At 31.3% G+C, this 20,677-nt stretch carries 25 protein-coding genes; 16 read left to right on the forward strand and 9 right to left on the reverse strand.

The genetic code is table 11. The features are described from left to right. Positions 1-419: 419 nt before the first annotated feature. Positions 420-767: a hypothetical protein gene (locus tag LQ679_RS00005; RefSeq protein ID WP_239761894.1), complete on the forward strand. Its 348-nt coding sequence runs from the start codon at positions 420-422 to the stop codon at positions 765-767. A gap of 44 nt (positions 768-811) precedes the next feature. On the opposite strand, the gene LQ679_RS00010 is transcribed toward LQ679_RS00005, so the two are convergent. Together LQ679_RS00010 and LQ679_RS00015 are read right to left on the reverse strand one after the other, a co-directional pair. Beyond that, complete coding sequence (locus LQ679_RS00010) at positions 812-1,447, reverse strand: sugar O-acetyltransferase (protein ID WP_204167692.1); 636 nt, start codon at positions 1,445-1,447, stop codon at positions 812-814. Between the two features lie 62 nt (positions 1,448-1,509). After that, positions 1,510-1,971 (reverse strand): MepB family protein, encoded by a 462-nt coding sequence (locus LQ679_RS00015; protein ID WP_239761895.1) that lies wholly within the window; start codon positions 1,969-1,971, stop codon positions 1,510-1,512. 219 nt (positions 1,972-2,190) lie between these two features. Here LQ679_RS00015 and LQ679_RS00020 point away from each other — a divergent pair, with 219 nt between their 5' ends. From LQ679_RS00020 to LQ679_RS00045, 6 genes are all read left to right on the forward strand, one after another. Beyond that, the gene (locus LQ679_RS00020; RefSeq protein WP_239761896.1) at positions 2,191-2,931 is read left to right on the forward strand and encodes a sulfite exporter TauE/SafE family protein; all 741 of its coding nucleotides are present in this window, start codon (positions 2,191-2,193) and stop codon (positions 2,929-2,931) included. 18 nt (positions 2,932-2,949) lie between these two features. Then, complete coding sequence (locus LQ679_RS00025) at positions 2,950-3,423, forward strand: pyrimidine dimer DNA glycosylase/endonuclease V (protein ID WP_239761897.1); 474 nt, start codon at positions 2,950-2,952, stop codon at positions 3,421-3,423. A 4-nt stretch (positions 3,424-3,427) separates the two neighbouring features. Next, positions 3,428-3,796: a YbgA family protein gene (locus tag LQ679_RS00030; RefSeq protein WP_239761898.1), complete on the forward strand. Its 369-nt coding sequence runs from the start codon at positions 3,428-3,430 to the stop codon at positions 3,794-3,796. Positions 3,797-3,884: 88 nt separating this feature from the next. Further along, on the forward strand, positions 3,885-4,049 hold the full coding sequence (locus LQ679_RS00035; RefSeq protein WP_162841924.1) for a hypothetical protein: 165 nt from the start codon (positions 3,885-3,887) through the stop codon (positions 4,047-4,049). Between the two features lie 154 nt (positions 4,050-4,203). After that, on the forward strand, positions 4,204-4,413 hold the full coding sequence (locus tag LQ679_RS00040) for a hypothetical protein (RefSeq protein WP_037587900.1): 210 nt from the start codon (positions 4,204-4,206) through the stop codon (positions 4,411-4,413). Positions 4,414-4,566: 153 nt separating this feature from the next. After that, positions 4,567-4,770 (forward strand): TM2 domain-containing protein, encoded by a 204-nt coding sequence (locus tag LQ679_RS00045; protein ID WP_126477423.1) that lies wholly within the window; start codon positions 4,567-4,569, stop codon positions 4,768-4,770. A gap of 479 nt (positions 4,771-5,249) precedes the next feature. Here LQ679_RS00045 and LQ679_RS00050 read toward each other — a convergent pair whose 3' ends face one another. Further along, complete coding sequence (locus tag LQ679_RS00050; protein ID WP_126477422.1) at positions 5,250-6,173, reverse strand: diacylglycerol/lipid kinase family protein; 924 nt, start codon at positions 6,171-6,173, stop codon at positions 5,250-5,252. A gap of 158 nt (positions 6,174-6,331) precedes the next feature. Here LQ679_RS00050 and LQ679_RS00055 point away from each other — a divergent pair, with 158 nt between their 5' ends. Further along, positions 6,332-6,838 carry an N-acetylmuramoyl-L-alanine amidase gene (locus tag LQ679_RS00055; protein ID WP_224658719.1) on the forward strand — a complete coding sequence of 169 codons (507 nt, stop codon included), beginning with the start codon at positions 6,332-6,334 and terminating at the stop codon, positions 6,836-6,838. Positions 6,839-6,889: 51 nt separating this feature from the next. Here the strand turns inward: LQ679_RS00055 and LQ679_RS00060 are convergent, their stop codons facing one another. Next, the gene (locus tag LQ679_RS00060) at positions 6,890-7,690 is read right to left on the reverse strand and encodes a hypothetical protein (protein WP_239761899.1); all 801 of its coding nucleotides are present in this window, start codon (positions 7,688-7,690) and stop codon (positions 6,890-6,892) included. A 255-nt stretch (positions 7,691-7,945) separates the two neighbouring features. Between LQ679_RS00060 and LQ679_RS00065 the strand changes: the two genes are divergently transcribed. From LQ679_RS00065 to LQ679_RS00075, 3 genes are all read left to right on the forward strand, one after another. Next, positions 7,946-8,830: an NAD(P)-dependent oxidoreductase gene (locus tag LQ679_RS00065; protein ID WP_159316251.1), complete on the forward strand. Its 885-nt coding sequence runs from the start codon at positions 7,946-7,948 to the stop codon at positions 8,828-8,830. A 4-nt stretch (positions 8,831-8,834) separates the two neighbouring features. Beyond that, on the forward strand, positions 8,835-9,164 hold the full coding sequence (locus LQ679_RS00070) for a nucleoside triphosphate pyrophosphohydrolase family protein (protein ID WP_037587904.1): 330 nt from the start codon (positions 8,835-8,837) through the stop codon (positions 9,162-9,164). An 81-nt stretch (positions 9,165-9,245) separates the two neighbouring features. Then, positions 9,246-9,839 (forward strand): hypothetical protein, encoded by a 594-nt coding sequence (locus tag LQ679_RS00075; protein ID WP_051575391.1) that lies wholly within the window; start codon positions 9,246-9,248, stop codon positions 9,837-9,839. 48 nt (positions 9,840-9,887) lie between these two features. Here the strand turns inward: LQ679_RS00075 and LQ679_RS00080 are convergent, their stop codons facing one another. Then, on the reverse strand, positions 9,888-11,261 hold the full coding sequence (locus tag LQ679_RS00080; protein ID WP_126477419.1) for an aspartate kinase: 1,374 nt from the start codon (positions 11,259-11,261) through the stop codon (positions 9,888-9,890). 197 nt (positions 11,262-11,458) lie between these two features. Here LQ679_RS00080 and LQ679_RS00085 point away from each other — a divergent pair, with 197 nt between their 5' ends. The 4 genes from LQ679_RS00085 to LQ679_RS00100 all read left to right on the forward strand — a co-directional run bounded on the left by LQ679_RS00085 (position 11,459) and on the right by LQ679_RS00100 (position 15,585). Then, positions 11,459-12,736, forward strand: a complete 1,278-nt coding sequence (locus LQ679_RS00085) for a homoserine dehydrogenase (protein WP_191835529.1) — start codon at positions 11,459-11,461, stop codon at positions 12,734-12,736. Position 12,737: 1 nt separating this feature from the next. Then, on the forward strand, positions 12,738-13,802 hold the full coding sequence (thrC, locus tag LQ679_RS00090; RefSeq protein WP_239761900.1) for a threonine synthase: 1,065 nt from the start codon (positions 12,738-12,740) through the stop codon (positions 13,800-13,802). Next, positions 13,799-14,710, forward strand: a complete 912-nt coding sequence (gene thrB, locus LQ679_RS00095; RefSeq protein ID WP_126477417.1) for a homoserine kinase — start codon at positions 13,799-13,801, stop codon at positions 14,708-14,710. Before thrC ends, thrB begins: the two co-directional genes overlap by 4 nt. Before the next feature lie 68 nt (positions 14,711-14,778). Further along, complete coding sequence (locus tag LQ679_RS00100; RefSeq protein ID WP_239761901.1) at positions 14,779-15,585, forward strand: Cof-type HAD-IIB family hydrolase; 807 nt, start codon at positions 14,779-14,781, stop codon at positions 15,583-15,585. A 48-nt stretch (positions 15,586-15,633) separates the two neighbouring features. On the opposite strand, the gene LQ679_RS00105 is transcribed toward LQ679_RS00100, so the two are convergent. The 4 genes from LQ679_RS00105 to rpmG form a co-directional block, all read right to left on the reverse strand. Further along, a complete protein-coding gene (locus tag LQ679_RS00105) occupies positions 15,634-17,034 on the reverse strand; it encodes a phosphoribosyltransferase domain-containing protein (protein ID WP_239761902.1) in 1,401 nt (466 codons plus the stop codon). 12 nt (positions 17,035-17,046) lie between these two features. Then, the gene (locus tag LQ679_RS00110; RefSeq protein ID WP_025905885.1) at positions 17,047-17,361 is read right to left on the reverse strand and encodes a hypothetical protein; all 315 of its coding nucleotides are present in this window, start codon (positions 17,359-17,361) and stop codon (positions 17,047-17,049) included. A gap of 415 nt (positions 17,362-17,776) precedes the next feature. Beyond that, positions 17,777-19,219, reverse strand: a complete 1,443-nt coding sequence (locus LQ679_RS00115; RefSeq protein ID WP_239761903.1) for an amino acid permease — start codon at positions 19,217-19,219, stop codon at positions 17,777-17,779. Positions 19,220-19,422: 203 nt separating this feature from the next. Then, positions 19,423-19,572: a 50S ribosomal protein L33 gene (rpmG, locus tag LQ679_RS00120; RefSeq protein WP_049318964.1), complete on the reverse strand. Its 150-nt coding sequence runs from the start codon at positions 19,570-19,572 to the stop codon at positions 19,423-19,425. Between the two features lie 160 nt (positions 19,573-19,732). Here rpmG and LQ679_RS00125 point away from each other — a divergent pair, with 160 nt between their 5' ends. Next, positions 19,733-20,677: a metal ABC transporter solute-binding protein, Zn/Mn family gene (locus LQ679_RS00125; protein WP_239761904.1), complete on the forward strand. Its 945-nt coding sequence runs from the start codon at positions 19,733-19,735 to the stop codon at positions 20,675-20,677.

The following is a 20,677-nucleotide window of genomic DNA, read 5'->3' on the forward strand; positions in this document are numbered from 1 at the left end:
TAACAAAAGTCTGTGGAAATGTAACTAAGGGCGTCTATAGTAACAAAAGTCGAGGGAATTGTAACTAAGGATGGCTATAGTAACAAAAGTCTGTGGAAATGTAACTAAGGGCGTCTATAGTAACAAAAGTCGAGGGAATTGTAACTAAGGATGGCTATAGTAACAAAAGTCCGTGGAAGTGTAAACAAGGGCAGCCGTAGTAACAAAACTCGTTCGAAGTGTAACTAAGGCAAGCCATAGTAACAAAAGTCGGAGGAATTGCAACTAAAGTAGAAGACACAAAATAGGCGTAGTAAAAGTTGATTTAAAAATAAATATATTTTATAATTATATAAAATACAGAGAATAAAATAGACTGAGATATCGTTAGTTAGCTCACACCATAATAAAATAATAATAACAACTAAGAGGTGATAAAAATGGATTTTGTAACAAGACCTGAATTTGAAGAACATAAAAATCATATGGACTCGCGCTTTAATACACTTGAAGATAATATCAAGGAAGTAAAGCAAGAATTGACTACAACAAGATTAGAATTAAAAACAGATATAAATAATTTAAGGTCAGAGTTTAAGGGCGATATGAAAAACTTAAGAACAGAGTTAAAAACTGATATAAAAAATTTGAAAGATGATCTTATATCTTTATTTGATGAAAAAGAAAAGGCAAATAAGGAAGAGATGAAACACACTCAAATAAAATGGTATATTGCCACAACTCTCATTATAATAGGATTTGTAGGAAGAATATTAGGATTTTATTAAATCAAAAAAAGACCATCTAATTAGTGATGATCTTTAAAAGACTATCATTTTTCTACTGATTGTCGTTTTTTCTCGTAATATTCTAATTTCATTCGATGCCATTTGTCATAATCAGAACTTGTGATTTGCTTAATGACTTTTGCTGGATTTCCACCTACAACTGTATTGGGTGGCACGTCTTTTGTTACGACTGCTCCTGATGCGATTACAGAGTTTTCTCCTACCGACACGCCTGGTAATACGACTGCATTTCCACCAATCCATACATTATTTCCAATATTAATTTCATGACCAAATTCTAATTGTTCATTTCGAATTGTGGGATCAATAGGATGACCTGCTGTATATAAACTCACTCTTGGACCAAACATAACATTATCACCAATATTGATATAATTAACATCTAGAAATATACAATCCATATTAGCATAGAAATTCTCACCAATATTGATATGTCTACCGTAATCAACATAGAGTGGTGGATGTAAGTATATATTTTCTCCTGTTTTACCAAAAAGTTCTTTTTCTAATTTAATAATTTCATCACTATTTTCAATAGGTGTATGATTAATTTTATCTGCTAACATTTTTCCTTTTTTTGAACCATTAGATTCATGAATATCCTGTGCTATGTATAGTTCACCTTTAAGCATTTGCATATAATCAAAATCATTCTGCATAACATAATTCCCCTTTATATGAATATGAACATATTATATCTTGTTGAACTTGTATATACAAGTTAAGAGGTAATAAATGATATGTTAGATAAATCTATGAAAAATTCTTTTTGCCAATTTTGAGTTTGACTAGCAGTCTTATTTAAATGATTTTCCCATGGTGGGTAAACTCTCATTGCCATTTTTCCATTTACGTCGTGATTACTTATGATTTTCTGCTTAAGTAGAATATCTTTAGGAAAAATAAACAGCCCTTTTTTATTATTATCTAGTATAGCTATGATGAGTTTTTCTGGTGTTTCTGAATATGTATAAGGTCTGTTTTGATCATTTTGATCTTTAACCCAAAATACGACAAAATAGCCTTTTTTATTAGATGTCTTTTTAGCACATCTACTTCTATAAGTAATATTGTGAATTTGAAAACTACAAGCTTCATACTTAATATTAAGTTCTTCAAGTTTGTAGTCTTCAATTGGTTCATTATTAAAATAGCTTTTTATTAATTCAATTGACTCAAACAATTTCAAACCTCCTTATATGACTTTTCATAATTGATTATAACAAAGATTGAACTATTAAATACGCTAGTAAAATATTCTAGTATTCCCTTGTTTTTATACTCTTTTCATATTTTTTAGTTCTTAAAAAAGGTATAATGGAAGTAGAATATTAATGAAATTTTGACACTTTCTAATGTTTAGAAGGTGTTTTTATTTTATAAACATATAAAAGGGGATTCTATGGATATTACTATTTGGACACTCGTTATTTTTTCAATTCTACTGGGGGCTATGGTACGAATTGTGTTTGGGTTTGGTGAGGCTTTGGTTACGATGCCATTACTCGCTTTATTAAATTTAGATTTTAAATTGTCTATTTCTGTAGTGGCAATTGTTGGATTATTAGTGGCTTTACCTGTGTTTATTAGAAGCCGTGGCAATCTTGATTGGTCTATTATTAAACGTTTATTAATGGGTTCTATTATTGGGACGCCTATTGGTATTGTAATTGTTAAATGGGCAAATGAAGATGTGATTATTAAGTTTTTAGGGGTATTTATATTATTGTACGGTGCTATTAATCTTGTTAATTATTATAAGAATATATACCAAGTTAAATTGAATATTCCAAAGTTTTATGACTATATTGCAGGTGTTGTTTCGGGTGTTTTAGGTAGTGCATATAATAGTCACGGTGTACCGATTATTATATATGGAACTTTGAAAAAATGGCATATTACTGATTTAAAAAATATTTCACAAGTACATTTTTTTATTACAGGTTGTTTTATTGTCTTTAGTCACGGTGTTTCAGGATTTTGGTCAATCTCACTTTCGTATTTGTTATTGGCCATTTTACCGCTTCTCATCCTAACATTATGGTTGGGACATATTATCAATAATAAAATTGATCAACGTGCTTTAATTAAATATATTTATATGTTGTTGATTTGTTTCGGAATCATCATGATTGTTAAATAATGAGAGAGGAATTACGCAATGCAAATTTTTAGAGTTCACAAGAATCATGAAATAAGCGCAAAATTTTTAGATAACCGTCGTCTTTCTAAGCAAGTATTAGAACTTTATCAAATTATTAATGTTTGTCTGGCTAAGCTTGAATATATTGATGGCAATACACGTTATTTAAGTCATCCTATCGTGAAGCATGTTTTTAATGATGGCTATCCTTATTTAGCTGACACTTATGAATTATTGTTAGAAATGGATAAAGAACATAAAAGAAGAGGTGGGAAAAGGTCAAAAGACTTTGAACATCAAATTTCAAATATGGGTAATATGATTGATACTGGTATTAAAGATGGTGCATTTTCTACTGAAAAGTTACCACCTATATTTGTTTATGGTGAAACGAAATTAATGAGTGACCAAGCTTATTTAGAATATGAAAAATTATTATTTATGAAATGGACAGCAGATAAAATTGCACCTCGGTGTAATATAAGTAGGTGATAACATGAGTAAGAGAGCAGATATTGAAAAGTTATGGAGACATGAAAAATATAATGTCATGATGCATAGTCAAAAGTCATATTTAGATATAAGAGAAGCTTTAAAGGGAAATATCACATATGACGATTTACAAAGTATGATTGATGATGCTAAAGCCATTGTTCCGACTAAAGGTTCAATCATCAATACTTATGATCATATGTGGGGGTATTTTAAGAAAATTGCTACTGAAGAAGAACGTAACCAATACTTGAAGTATAAATCACAATATCAAGAGAATGAAATTCAATACCAATGTTTAATCACATTTATATACAAGCTTGCTGTGAAATATAATCAAAAGTATTTATTAGAATCTACTATTTTACATTGATTTACCAATCAAAGTTTAATGATGATTGTGTAACCATGAAAAGGGTAAATACTATATAGAAAGTAGATTTTCAAGGAGGCTGAATATAATGGAAGAACGTGTATATCAAAAAATGTGGGACACTTTAAAGAAAGAAGTGCAATTCAATATAGTGGAACTCGAACAAATGGAAGAAGAAAACGAATCTCCAGGATTAAAAAAAGCCCAGAACATGATGGATCATCTAGAAAAAGAGTTTATCAAAAATTCATAATCAATCATAATCATTTAAAAACATTTAAATTTGTTCTGTAAATCTATAAAATATATGTAATTATACATTATTAATAAGTATTTACATCAATTTCCTCTAGATTCGCTTAATATAGTTTTGTAGTATTTATATATTAAGTTTTTTGGAGGCAGTTATGTTTTTTGATAAAAAGATTATCGTATTTGAGAATTTAGAGAATAAATACAATCAAGAAGAAGCAAAAAATATATTTTTGAGACATTCCATTGATTATGACTTTATTACAATAAGTAGCCAATCTATTATTTTAGGTGGATTACAATATCCTTCAGCACAGAACAAAGAACAATTTATTGCTGATTTTAATGACTATTTAGGGAACTAATGCATTTAGCTGTCATCAAGTTTAAAACTTGAGACAGCTTTTTTTATTGATAAGTGACAAAATTGTCATACTATCGCTGATTTTGTTCGTTTATATTTGGGTAATATATGTATATAGAGACTATAATGAATTTATAGTTGAAGGAGGGATATTATGCTCGTAAATAAATGGATTTATATCGCATTAGCTGTGTTATTAGGAAACTTTGGTGTTCATAAATTTTATGCACAAAAACCAGTTGTTGGACTATTACACTTAGCATTCTGTTGGACAGGGATTCCACATGTTATCGCATTCTTCAGTGCTGTATTCGCATTGTTTAGACCATCTGATGAACATGGTAATATTCAAGCATAGTATGTTGTGACATGCTTTTATTAAGTTTTTAAAACCCTAGATATATTTATAAATAATTTTTCGAAAAAAGAGTCTCGGACAGAAATGTTCTAGACTCTTTTCATATTTTTAGAAATAGGAAGGGCAGAATATTGCTAGAGGTGTACGACAAGCAATATTCTGGACCTTGTATTTATCAAGACTAGTGAAACAAGATAAATAGTGGCCTTGTATGTATCAAGATTGATCAAACAAGATAAATAGGGGCTTCGTATTTATCAAGACTGACGAAACAAGATAAATAGGCGCCTTGTATTTATCAAGACAGGCGAAACAAGCAACATAGGAGCTCCGTATATTGCAAGACTGCCCAAACAAGCAACATAGAAGCTCCGTATATAGTAAGACTCCCCAAACAAGCAACCTAGAACTTCACGTTTACATTGATTTTTCCAAATAAAAGAGACTGGCACATAATGTAATGTCTCAGTCTCTTAAATTTATGCATTATTCAAATCTACATATAGCAATTTAACTTGGTCACGTAATATTTTTATTTCAACAGGTGTTTCGAATAGAATTTCACCGTCTATATCTAATTTGGCTGATGGATCAGTAGATAACGTAGCTGATTCACAAGATATGTGTTGTATGCTGTCACTAATCTCGTTCCAATTCATGCTATCTTTTACTTTAAAGAAGTCATTGATAATACTGAAATTTTGTTTGTCGAAAATAAATATATTCATTTTCCCGTCATTAGGTGATAAGTCTTCTAAAGGAATTCTACTACCACCTACGTGTTGACCATTCGCAATCAAAATCATTGAAGTTTCTCCTGAATATGTTTCGTTATCAGCTGTTAAATTATATTGATAAATTTCTGGGTTAGCTACCGTTTTGATTGTAGAAAAGATATAACTGAATTTACCTAATAATTCTTTTTGATTGGATTCAACATTTTCAGCGTTTTGAACCATTAAACCAATACCTGCAAAGTTAAGTGCATATGTACCATTGACATCTAATACATCAAATGACTTAATTTGACTCGCTAATAAATCTTGAGAAGCTTGCATTGGTTTTTGAGATATATTTAAAGTCTTCGTGAAATCATTGAATGTTCCACCAGGTAAGACACCAATGGGTATTTGGAGATTGTTTTCTACGACACCATTTATTAATTCATTTAATGTTCCATCGCCGCCTAGTATAAAAAATACATCATAAGCTTGTTCGTTAGTATCGGCAGCTAATGTTTTACAATAAGAACGAATTTGTCCTTCTTCTTTACTTAATTTTATTGTTAATTCATCACAAAGCTGTGTTAAATTTTCTGTAACTTGTCCCAGTTCTTTATATATATTACCTTGGCCAGCCGCCTCGTGGTAAAATAAAATTCCTCTATGAAAATGTTGTGTCATAATCATGATACCTCCTGTATTGTACCTTTTATTACAATACCATGTATGACGATTGATAAACAATTTTAAATAAAATATTTTAATGTGTTAAAATAAATAAAAGCAATGAAAAGGGGAGGATTATTATCGCTTCACAAAATGATTATATCCATTATGAAATGGAAAAAAGAAAGCAACCTTTACTAGGTGTTGTGATCCATAACGATGCAAGTGAATTAAATGCTAATGAATGGCGTGAAGTATTAATAAACGCACCTGAAGAAAGATATGTCCAAGGTATCGCGCATTATTACATCGATAGAAATCAACAATGGCAAGCGATTGATACTGAGCGTATTGCGTGGCATACTGCTAACCCAATAGGTAATGAACAATATTTAGGGTATGAAGTATTAGAATCTCTCTCGAGTACAGATGAAGAATTTTTATTAAATGAGCAAGAAACATTAAGAGCAATCGCTTCAGATATGATTGATTATAATTTAACACCTAATCGAGATACTGTTCGATTACATTTGGAGTTTAGTGAAACGGAATGTCCTCATCGTTCGTTAGAAATTCATACGAATTGGAAGACGACAATAGATGGCATGCCGGATGAGTGGATTATTAATGAAATGAAAGATTATTTTATAGAACAAATTAAACAATATATGTTGAATTAAAAAAAGCGTGTGGATATGAAATCATTTGATTTCAATCCCACGCTTTTTTAATTATTGTGCATATTGTTGTTGTATTTGAACTAATGCATTATAGAATAGTTCAGGTTGTTCAGGACCATTGTATGTTCCTTTTTCTAAAGCAGTTAATGAAGCTTTTTCAGGATTTGTTAATCCGCCTTCATATTTTTGTCTCCATTCTGCATTAATAGAATTTAAGTAAGGATTTTGTCCTGTTTCATTGTAAATTTGTTGAGCTTGTTCTGCACCAAGTGCTGAATTCGACTGACTATTACTTGCAGCATTGTTAGCATCATTGCTAGCTGCGTTATTAGCGTCATTAGCTGCTGAATTATCAGCATTTGAAGCGCCATTGCTATTTTGGTCAGCGTTGCTATTAGCACCATTGTTTGATCCATCAGAATTAGCTGAGTTATTGTTATTTGCGTTATCGTCACTATTAGCATTTGAATTGCTTGAGTCAGAGTTAGAAGCACTATTACCGTCTGTGCCACTACTATCATCTGAGCCATTAGTGCCATTTGAATTAGAGTCACTAGACCCGTTATCATCGGAGTTATTACCATCTGAATTTAAACTAGCAGAATCGCCTGAAGCGACATCATCAGAACTACTATCAGAGTCCTTACTGCTGTCTGATTTACTGTCAGATTTATCATCAGATTTTTTATCTGAATCTTTATCAGACTTACTATCTTTTGATTTAGATGCATCATCAGATTTCGAAGAATCTTTATTTGCAGATGAATCATCTTTGCTGCCGTTACTATCATCGTTACCGCATGCTGCTAAGAATAAAAATGAAGATAGTAACAAGATTAAAAATTTCTTCATATATAAACCCCATTTCTTTTTTTGTTTGACACTTATGTATCAACAATAATTCAATACCACTAAATATTAATCTCAAACAAAATTTATTATAATTTTTTTAAACTTTTTATACCGTTTTAATAACAGTATTAAAAATCGTACAAATGTCCTTTTTATAATCATTAATTGAATCTAAAAGACTAAGTGAGTTTGTTTAGATTTTTCTGATAAATCTGTATAATGTTTATATGATTAGAATATGTAGGAGGAATTGAAATGACTAAAAAAACAATCGGCTTTGTAGGTACAGGCGTTATGGGTAAATCTATGGCAACCCACTTAATTAATGAAGGTTATGAAGTAAATGTTTATAATAGAACAAAATCTAAAGCAGATGAATTGGTAGAAATAGGCGCGATTTGGTGTGACACTATTGCAGATTTATCTAAGACTAGTGATGTGATTATATCTATCGTTGGTTATCCTAAAGATGTTGAATCTATTTATTTAGATGAAAGTGGCATTATAAACCATGCTAAAGAAGGCACAACTATTATAGATATGACAACTTCAAGCCCTGCTCTTGCAGAGAGCATTTACAACGAAGCAAAAACAAAAAATATTAACAGTTTAGATGCACCTGTATCTGGTGGCGACGTTGGTGCGAAAAATGCTACATTAACGATTATGGTCGGTGGAGACGAAGAAGTATTTAATCAAGTTGAAGATATTTTCAATGTTATTGGACAAAATGTTGTCTATCAAGGTAAAAGTGGTAATGGACAACATACGAAACTTGCGAATCAAATCGCTATCGCAGCAGGTATGTTAGGTGTAGCAGAATCCATTATATATGCTGAAGAAGCGGGATTAGATATTGATAAAGTATTCAGTTCTATTGAACATGGTGCAGCGGGTAGTTGGTCATTATCCAATTTAGGACCAAGAATGGTTAAAGGAGATTATGCACCAGGATTTTATGTTAAACATTTCATTAAAGATATGAGAATTGCGATAGAAGAAAGTGAAAAAAGAGGCTTATATATGCCTGGATTATTAAAAGCTAAAGAAGTATATGATGCATTAAGTGAAGCAGGTTTTGAAGATAATGGCACACAATCTGTTATTCAATTATTAAAAGATCATATTAAAAAGGGGTAAAACAATGGATTTAAATGAATATCAAAATCTTGCATTAAGAACTATGTCTGATGTTAAAAGAGATCCAGATAAAAGCTTAATTAATGGAGCATTAGGTTTAACAGGAGAATCTGGTGAAGTTGCAGATATTGTTAAGAAATACGTATTTCATGGTCATGACCTAGATAAAGAAGCATTAAAGAAAGAACTAGGGGATGTACTTTGGTATATCGCATGTTGCGCTTCTGCTCTTGATGTAGATCTGGATGAAATTGGTCAGCTAAATATTGAAAAACTTAAAAATAGATATCCAAATGGATTTTCAAAAGAAGATTCACTAAATCGTAAAGAATAATCAACAATTATCTATTGGATAATAATGACAAAACTGTTAGAATGAAAAGGAGTGAAAACGCTTACGTAGGAGGTAGCTATATTGGAAGGAAACGAACAATATTTATCTATAGATGAACTAAAACAGTTAATGTCTGACTACCCATTTCAATATATTGTTTGTGGACAAAGTGCGATTGATTTATTTTTGAACGAATATACGCACACTAAAGAAATCATGAGCATAACAGTAAGCAGAGAAGAAGAGCTTGCTTTAGCAAACTACTTTTTAGAACGCCATTATCAAATAGTAGTTGAGACACCATTGAATGAACTAAAAGAAATTACTGTTGAAGAACTTAGAGATTATAAGAAATATTATATTTATAATAAGAAGAGCGAATGTAAAATTCTTAAAGTTTATATATATGAAACGAAAGATGAGAAATGGCAATTTAGTCATGATCACAATATAGAAGTGGAAGATTACAAAATATACTTTCATAGCTTAGAACATGATGTGAAGTATTTGCGACCAGAAATCCAAATGATGTATAAGCTATATCATGAGCTGAGACAAGATGATATTTATAAATATCAAAAGTTAATTCAACATTTAAGTTATTATCAATTCTTTATGCTTAGAAAAGTAATAGGTAAAGATAAACTCAATCAGATTATTTTATCAGATACATAAAAGAAGCCGACGATTAAATCGTTGGCTTCTTTTAGTTACTAATAGTTACTATGCGAGTTGTGTTGTTTTATTTGCGAAGTATTCGTCATAAATCGCTTGAACGGCTATATCAGAATATTGCTCATCAATACCAAACATCATAGAAATTTCAGATGATCCTTGGTTAATCATATTTAAGTTAACATTTCTCTTACTAAGTGCTGCAGTTGCTCCAGCTGCTGTTCCAACTGCTTTATTCATTCCTTCTCCGACAATCATTAAAATAGCTAAATCATAGTCAATTGTTAACTCGTCTACAGGAATATTTTCTCGAATTTTATTTAAAACTCTTTCTTCTTTTCCTTTAATTTGAGTCGATCTCATAATAATACTAATGCTATCAATACCAGATGGGATATGTTCGATTGAAATGTTTTCTTCTTCTAAGATACTAAGTACTTTACGTGTAAATCCAACTTCTCTATTCATTAAGTACTTTTTGACGTTGATAATTGTAAAACCTTTATCACAGCTTACGCCAGAAACGATATGAGATAAGTTAGAAATGTTACGTTCACTTACAATGTATGTTCCTTTATCAGTTGGTCTATTTGTATTCTTGATCACAACTGGAATGCGATCTTTATAAAGTGGCTCTAGTGCCTCATCATGAAATACGCCAAATCCGGCATATGATAATTCACGCATTTCTCTATATGTGATTTCTGGAATTACTTCTGGTTGAGATACGACTGTTGGGTTTGCTCTAAAGATACCTGATACATCCGTAAAGTTCTCGTACAAGCTTGCTTTAATACCTCTTGCTAAAATAGCCCCTGTAATGTCAGATCCACCTCTAGGGAAAGTCACGATATCACCATTTTCAGAATAACCAAAGAATCCAGGAATGATTAATTTCTCATCATATTCACGTAATTTATAAATCTTCTCATACGACGATTCTAATATCATTGCGTTTCCTGGTTCATCTGTGACGATGATGCCTGCATCTTTAGGCGATAAGTAACGTGTAGGGAATCCTAACTGACTATTATATTGTGCGATGAGTTGCGCATTGAAATCTTCTCCACAACTTTTTAAACCATCTAGTAAGCGTTCAGGTTTATCGTGATACACGTTTATCAAATTTAATAAGTGGTTTTTAATTTCATCTAAAATAGAACGATCCATGTTCAATTCAGTCACAATTTCTTCATAACGACCAACGATTTGGCTGAGTTTGTTTGAATAATCTAATTGATTAATAACTTTTTCATATAAGCGTATGAGCAAATCCGTTGTTTTAATATCTTCTTTAAATCTTTTTCCAGGTGCGGATACGACTACAATTTTTCTTTCATCATCAGCGTTAATGATGTTAACGACTTTTTTAATTTGCTCACTGTTAGCGACGGAACTTCCGCCAAATTTTGAAACTTTCATTTTATCAGTCCTTTTACTGGGGGTAATGTAATTGTAGCTCTTTACAAAGCGAGAAATAATGATAATATTACTATTAATTCTAATTATTCAAACTTTACAAAAAACTTTAATGAATTTATACTATAATAAACTTGAGTCTATTTCAAGTAGACATTTGTATTTTTAACAAGAACAATATATTTAAGGTGAGTGAGGAAATGAAAGTATTAAATGTAGCAGTATTAGGTCTTGGCACTGTTGGAACAGGTGTCGTAAAGATTGTCGAAGAAAATAAAAAGCAAATAGAAGACACGATTGGGAAATCTATACATATTAAACATATTCTTGTGAGTTCTATTAACAAGAAACGTGCAATTAATACTTCTAGCTATCATTTAACTGAAAATATTAACGAAATTTTAGAAGACGATGAATTGGATATCGTTGTTGAAGTAATGGGTGGTATCGAACCAACAGTAGAATGGTTGAAAGCATTTCTTTCTAAAGGTATACACGTCATTACTGCAAATAAAGATTTATTAGCCGTACATTTAAGAGATTTAGAAGATTTAGCTGAGAAAAATAAAGTTGCGCTTAAATATGAAGCGAGTGTAGCAGGTGGTATTCCGATTGTGAATGCGATTAATAATGGATTAAATGCCAATAATATTAATCAATTTATGGGTATCTTTAATGGCACATCTAACTTTATTCTTAGTCAAATGACGCGCGAAGGAAAATCATATGATGAAGCATTACAGCTTGCAACCGATTTAGGTTATGCAGAAGCGGATCCAACTGACGATGTTGAAGGAATTGACGCAGCTCGTAAAGTCGTAATTACGAGCTATTTATCATTTAATAGAGTCATTTCGTTAAATGATGTTGAAAGAGTAGGTATTTCTGATGTTGAAATAGAAGACATTAAAGTTGCAGAAAAATTAGGCTATAAAATTAAATTAATTGGTCAAGGTAAATATGAGAATGGCCGAGTTATATCAAGTGTTAAACCAACATTATTACCAAACAGTCATCAAATGGCGCATGTTGAAGATGAATATAATGCTATATATGTTATTGGTGATGCTGTTGGGGATACAATGTTTTACGGTAAAGGTGCAGGTAGTTTAGCTACTGGTAGTGCAGTTGTATCTGATTTATTAAACGTTTCATTACAATTTGAATCAGATTTACATACGTTACCGCCACACTTTGAACTTAAAACAGAACGTACGAAAGAAATCGTTGAAGATGAAGTGGTTAAATTCCCACTGAAAAATAGTCATTTTATCATTGTTGAAAGTGACAAAGATGAAGATGTCTTAAGAGATGACATTAAAGCGACAATCGAATTTCATAGAAGTGTTAAAGTAGAACAACGAACTGAAAATACGTATGGTATTGTCATCAGAGGTATTGATGAATTACCAGTTGAACAATTAAAAGAAAATGGCATTAATATTTTGAAATATTATCCAATTGAAGGAGATAAGTAATATGGGCAGATGGCAAGGATTAATTCATAATTATAAAGAATATTTACCAGTAAACGAAGGAACACCTCAACTGACATTAAATGAAGGTAATACACCATTAATTCATTTACCTTATTTATCAGATAAATTGAATATTAATTTATTTGCTAAATTTGAAGGTCTTAACCCTACAGGTTCTTTTAAAGATAGAGGTATGGTAATGGCAGTCGCAAAAGCGAAAGAAGAAGGTAAAAAGATTATAATATGTGCTTCTACTGGTAATACATCAGCTTCAGCTGCCGCTTATGCTGCAAGAGCAGGCTTAAAAGCAATTGTTGTTATTCCTGAAGGTAAAATAGCACTTGGTAAATTAGCACAAGCAGTTATGTACGGTGCTGAAATTGTATCAATTAAAGGGAATTTTGATGAAGCATTAAATATCGTTAAAAAAGTAGCAGAAAAAGGTGAAATAGCACTTGTAAACTCTGTAAATCCTTATAGAATTGAAGGTCAGAAGACTGGTGCTTTTGAAATTGTTGAACAATTAGATGGTAAAGCGCCAGACTTATTTGCGATACCAGTAGGAAATGCTGGAAATATCACAGCATATTGGAAAGGTTTCAAAGAATATCATCAATTAAATCAATCAGGTTTACCTGTTATGTGTGGTTTCCAAGCTGAAGGTGCGTCTCCAATCGTACAAGGTAAAGTTGTCACAAATCCAGAGACAGTAGCGACTGCTATTAGAATCGGAAATCCAGCAAGTTGGAAATTAGCTGAGGCAGCACGTGATGAGTCAAATGGACTAATTGATAGTGTGACAGATGAAGAAATCCTTAAAGCGTACAAACTTATGACAAGTAAAGAGGGTGTCTTCAGTGAACCAGCTAGTAACGCTTCAATTGCAGGTTTGTTGAAATTGCATGAGCAAGGTAAATTAGAGCCAAATCAAACTGTTGTCGCAATTTTAACAGGTAATGGATTGAAAGATCCTGATACTGCAATCGATTTACTTGATTCGCCAATTACACCTTTAGAAAATGACGAACAAGCAATTATTGATTATATTGAGCGTGCATTACAATGAAGAAATTAAAGCTTAAAGTACCAGCCTCAACTGCTAACCTTGGGGTTGGTTTCGACTCAATCGGAATGGCTCTAGATAAATATTTAGAAGTAGAAGCACATCTTTCCGAAGATGGAAAATGGCATTTTGAGCATATTGGACCTCATCTTCAAGGTTTACCTGATAATGAAGACCATTATATTACTAAAATTGCACAAACTGCTACAAAGAAATTTTCTAAAGAAATGCCTGCATTAAATTTAAAAATGTATAGTGATATTCCACTTGCAAGAGGGTTAGGTAGTTCAGCATCTGCGCTCGTAACAGGTTTATTTCTTGCTAATTATTTTGCAAATTTAAAGTTATCTAAATATGAGTTGCTACAACTTGCAACTGAAATTGAAGGGCATCCAGATAATGTTGCACCAACAATTTATGGTGGTTTAGTCTTAGGTGTATATGATCCAGAAGCTAAACATACGGATGTCTCATATATTGATATACCAAAAGTCGATGTTATTGCTACAATACCAGCGTATGAGTTATCAACAGAGAAAGCACGTAAAGTATTACCAGAAACATTATCTTTAAAAGATGCCGTTAAATATAGTGCGATTAGCAATACGATGATCAGTGCGTTAATTCAACATAATTATGAATTAGCTGGAAAGATGATGATGAAAGATGGTTTTCATGAACCTTATCGTCAACATTTGATCCCTGATTTTGAACATATTAAAGCATTAGCTTTAGAACATGGTGCGTATGCGACAGTCATTAGTGGTGCTGGTCCAACTGTACTAACGCTCGTAAAAAAAGAATTGAGTGGTAAGCTTGTGAGAGCATTGCAGGACGAATTTGAAGATTGCGAATCTGAATTGGTAACCATTAATCGATATGGCATTAGCCAAAAAATTATAAACTTATAATTAAAAATGAGATGCTTATATTCTATGTATGATAGAATATAAGCATTATTATATTTAAGGAGATAAACATGATATATAAATACATCGTAATGGATATGGATGATACACTTTTAACTTCAAAGAATGAAATAAGTGAAGTGACATATCAATACTTAATGGAGAAACAAAAACAAGGCATGAAGTTAATACTCGCATCAGGGCGCCCAACTGCAGGTATGGTTAAGCATGCAGAAGCACTTGATTTAAAGAGTTATGGAGGCTATATCGTAAGTTATAATGGTGCATTTGTCATCAAGGCAGAAGATCAAAGTATCGTATTTAATCAAACAATTAGTCAAAAAGATGCACACGATATTATTGATTATTGTAGAAGTCATCATTTCTTTTATTTAACGTATTTAAATGACCAAATTATTCATGATACAACACATGATTATATGAACATTGAAAGTGAATTAACAGGTCTTCCAATGAAAAAAGTCAATGATATTAAAGAAGCTATTATTGATGACGTTCCAAAAATAATGGGGGTTGATTTCGAGGAAAACATTGCAAGTGCAAATCAAGAGCTGAATGGCAAATTTAATGAACAAGTATCATCAACAATAAGTAAGCCGTACTTTTTAGAATTCATGAATAGTGAAGTATCTAAAGGGAAATCATTACAAAGATTGTTTGATCAAATTGGAGCGGATTTCTCAGAAGTGATTGCTTTTGGTGATAGTTTAAATGATTCTGATATGTTAGAAAGAGCAGCAGTTGGTGTTGCTATGGGAAATGCGAACGATACGATTAAAGGTATTGCAGATGTCGTTACAGACGACCATGACCATGATGGTATCGTAACAGCGCTAGAAAAAATATTAAAAGCATAAAAATAAAGCAGTTCAAACCTTAAAATTTAAGATTTGAGCTGCTTTTTATTATTCGTGACGATCTTCATTAAACGCAATTGAAGTCATTTCAATTACGAGAATTGATTTTGCCCCAAGTATTTTTAATTGTTGTACAATATCATCAATTTCAGTTTTATGTCTTAGTCTTTCAACAAATACGATGATTTGTTCGTATTGATCAATCTCTAAATTATATAAATAATGAGTGATTGTTCTTTCTAAAGGCGACATAAAACTAATCTTTTTATTAGAATGTCTTAATGTACTAGAATCGAAATTAAAGCGTGTTGTACCTTGTACACGTATTTCTTTACCAGGTAAATAACGAGCAATTTGAAGTGGAACGTACATGAATTCTCCTATACCAATGACGAATTTAGGTGAATCATCTAAAAAGTCATTCAATAATTCTCCCATACGTTGAAACAGGTCTTCAGAAACTTGTTGTTCTTTACCATTTAAAGTAAATCTTCCTGTTGAAATAAAGTATGGATTATCGTGAATCGTACCATCACGTAGCATGTTTTGAGCTTTTACAATGAAATGATCATTGATGACATTTCTTAAAGAGTAATATTGAACTTTCGTCTCATGTTTTTGATTATCTAGTAGTTCATTTTGAATTAAATCTTTCGTTTCATGCTCAATAGCTGTGATTTCTACATCAAATGACATGAGTGAAATGATGTTGATTTTAATATTTAAAGATTTTTCCAAACTTGAAAATGCTTCTTTAACACTTTGAGATCTTAAATCAATAGGTGTTAATACAGTAAATGTTTCTCTTTCAGGACATTTATCATAAATCTTTTTAATGAGATTTAGTACAGAATTACCATTTAATAAATGATTATCAATGATTGCGACACGTTCATCATTATCGAAAAAGTCTTTATCTTTCGTATAGAAAAATAAACGTTCTTGAGGGTCAACAATATCGCTATGATCTAATAATGGTGGATGAGAAATAATCTTATCTCGTGTAGAAGCTAAGAACATCACATCATCATCAAATAAACTAAAAATCGATTGTCCTAAATTGGCAGCACGTTCACTTAAACCTAGAAATCTCGTTGGTGGATAGTGACCAAGTTTATTTGATTCAACCATATTTAAAGCTTGAATCATTTTACTGCGATTTTTACTATTAATAGCTTTAGCAATCGTTTGAATGCGTTCATCCGTTTCGCCTGTTAAAGATTCATGATATAAGAATCCTAACAATAAACCAACGAGTAAAGGATGTTCTGGATATAACCCTCTAGAATATCCTAAACATGGAGATACAGGTATAAATGGAAATTCTGAATGTTCTTCTTGTGTAATTGCGAGCATTTCATCTATTTCAAAATCAAATCTATTTTCTTTAACTTTCACTTCAACTTGCTGTTCATTATCTAAAGGAAAAACTTTACTTACTTGGGACATGTGATTACTCCTTTATTTACTTGTGTGCGTCCATTCATGGCTGAATTTCTTTCTCTTAATATGCGCATAAATTTGGTCCGCTGCATAGTCTTGGTTCGTATAAACAGTAATATCAAAAAATGCTTGATTCTCTTCAAATGGTTCATTTAAATATAAATCTTTAAGATGATCAAATAATGATTGCATCTGTTCCCGAGTTAAACTTGTATATTCTCTAAGTGTTTTCTTAACGAGTTGAGCATGTGTGTCATAAATACTTTGAACAACAATGACAAAACGTTCATCTTGTTCCATAACATCATCAAATAAATTTGTTTGACCTGTCATATTTACACCTTCTTTATTCTAAAATTATCATTAATATTTATTATACTATATATATTGCAATATGAAAAAGTAGATTATAGTTAGCAAATTTTTATAAATGTTTTGAATGAGGTAGTTCGGGATTAGGGGAATGATATTTTGTATAGAGTTTATCATTACAAAAGTCGGTGGAATTGTAACTAAGAGGTGCTATAGTAACAAAAGTCGGTGGAATTGTAACTAAGAACGGCAATAGTAACAAAAGTAGCTGGAAGTGTAACTAAGGGGTGCTATAGTAAAAAAAGTCGAGCGAATTGTAACTAAGGAAGCCGTTAATAACAAAACTAGGTCAAAGTGTAAATAAGACAAGCATATACAAACAAAATACAAAATAAAAATAACGCCACTCAATCAACTTGAGTGGCGCTTTTAATAATTATTTCTTATATTGGTGTTTTGTTAAATCGATGTCTTCTAGTTTGATAATTTTTGATTTCGTTGTGAATTTATGAATAAAGTATACTACGAAACCTAATATAATCGGTAAGAATGATTCGATTAATACTGGGAAGTTCAATGTCATAATGCTATCAAATGATTGACCGATTAATAAGAATGCTATTACAGCGATTACGATGATTGGTCCTAATGGATATAAAGGTGCTTTATATTCTAGTGTATCTGTCGCTGAATTGCCTTGTTTCTTAATAGCCATTCTTAATCGAATATGACTGATTATACTCATAAGCCAAACTAAAGTAACAAGTGCGCCTAACATATTCAATAATCTATAATAACCATCAGCGTTAATTGTTGCATATACGATTGACACGAATATTAATACGATTGTGACACATAATGAAACGAATGGCATATTGTTTCTATTTAAGTTATTGATAAACTTAGGTGCTTGCTTATGTTGAGCAAGTGAGTAAAGTAATCTACTTGTAGCATATAAACCTGAGTTACCAGCTGAAATAAGTGCTGTTAAAATAACTGCATTAATAATTGAAGCGGCGAATGCTATACCAACTCTATCAAATACGATTGTAAAAGGACTTTGTGTTACAGTGTTTGATTTATTTAATAACAATGGATCAGTATATGGAATAATTGCTGCAATCACAGCGATTGCTAAAATATAAAATAATAAAATTCTCCAGAATACTTGTCTAATTGCTTTTGGCATGGATTCTTTAGGATTTTCAGATTCACCAGCTGTTACGGCTACTACTTCTGTACCACCGAAGCTAAATCCAGCAACAAGTAGTACGCCTAAGAAACCAGAAATACCATTTACGAATGGTGCTTCTTTATAAGTGAAGTTTGATAATCCTAATGGTTCATTACCGCCTAAGATTCCAAATATCACAAGTACACCAACTATTAAGAAGATGATAATAGTCGCGACTTTAATAAAACTTAACCAATATTCAGCTTCACCAAATGCTTTAACAGTAAATGCATTTAATAAGAATAGAATAACTAAGAAAATAATGCTCCATACAAACGGGTTAATACTTTGGAATATATCCCAGTATGTAATAATTTTTGCTGCAGTTAATATATCGACGCTTGTTACAAGAGCCCAAATCACCCAATAAAGCCAACCAACAGTAAATCCTGCTGATGGATCTATAAATCTACTTGAGTATGCACTAAATGACCCAGAAACTGGATAAAAAGTTGCAAGTTCTCCTATAGCTGTCATTAAAAAGTAGAGCATAACACCAATAATAGAATAAGCTATAAGTGCACCACCAGGTCCTGCTTGAGTGATGACTGCACCACTGGCCATAAATAAACCAGTACCAATTGAACCACCAATAGCGATCATTGATATGTGCCTAGTCTTTAATCCTCGTTTCATTTCTTCCATATAATTCACCTTGCTTTCTAATAGTACAATTTATCTGTAAATAAAATATACATATTATTTTATTAGTATTTCAGTAAATAAGCAACAAAAACTTTTAACGCATAAATGCTTTAAAGTCATAAAGCGATAGTATAAAAAAATAGAAGTCATTTCAAATGTATGAATTGACTTCTTTGTCGTATATTTTCTTATAAAATAAGAAATTATTTAGTTTCGCGGTGTAAAGTGTGACGACCTAATCTTGGACAGTATTTTTTCATTTCAATACGTTCAGGATTTGTACGTTTGTTTTTAGTTGTAATATAATTTCTGTCGCCACATTCAGTACATGCTAACGTGATATTGACACGCATGTTCATCAGCCTTTCTATTCAGTAATCGTTACGTTTTATAATTTTAGCATAATACAAATGAGTTTTCAATGCAAAAATATGTGTATTATATAATTGCGATATGATGTGTAAAAGCGTATATTGTTATAATTAAAACAATTAATAACGTAGGAGTTAAAATATGAAAAAAATATATATTATAGTTGGTACGTTACTAACGATTGGACTGATACTTTCAGGTTGTAACACCGAAACATCTAAAGACGACAAAATTAAAATTTATGCAACAAACTTTCCATATGAAAGCTTTGCAAAACAAATTGGTGGAAAATATGTAGATGCAAATTCAATTTACCCAAGTGGTACGGATTTACATAATTATGAGCCAACACAAAAAGAAATGCTTAATATTGCTAAAAGTGATTTGTTTATATATTCTTCAAATGAATTAGATCCAGTAGCTAAAAAAATTAGTTCTACTATTAAAAATGATGATCACAAATTAGAAGCAGTAGCTAATTTGAAAGAAAGTCATATTTTAGAACATCATCATGAACACGGTGAAGAAGAGCATGAACATGAGCACGAAGGGGAAGAAAGTGATAACGATCCTCATATTTGGTTGGATCCAATTGTCAATAAAGAAGCGGCGAAATCTATTAAAGATAAACTTGTACAAAAGGATCCTGAGCATAAAGAATATTATCAAAAAAATTATCAAAACCTCATTAAAGATATAAACGAGATTGATGAAAGTTTACAAAACGTAACGAAAGATACAAAAAGAGACACAGTATTTATTTCTCATGATTCTCTAGGTTATTTAGCTAACAGATATCATTTTAAACAAAAAGGTGTCACAGGCATGAATAATGAAGAACCAACTCAAAAAGAAATATTAGAAATCATTAAAGATATTAACAACTCGAAATCACCATATATTTTATATGAACAAAATGTTAGTTCAAAAATGACAGATATTATAAAGAAAGATACGAAAAGTAAACCGCTAAAATTTCATAATTTAGAAGTATTAACTAAAGATGAAGCCAAACAAAAAAATATTTCATATCAGTCTTTAATGGAAGAAAATATCAAAACTTTTGATAAAGCTCTAAATAAATAA

Origin of the sequence: Mammaliicoccus sp. I-M35, assembly GCF_022386455.1 — a bacterium.
GTDB lineage: Bacteria > Bacillota > Bacilli > Staphylococcales > Staphylococcaceae > Mammaliicoccus > Mammaliicoccus sciuri_A.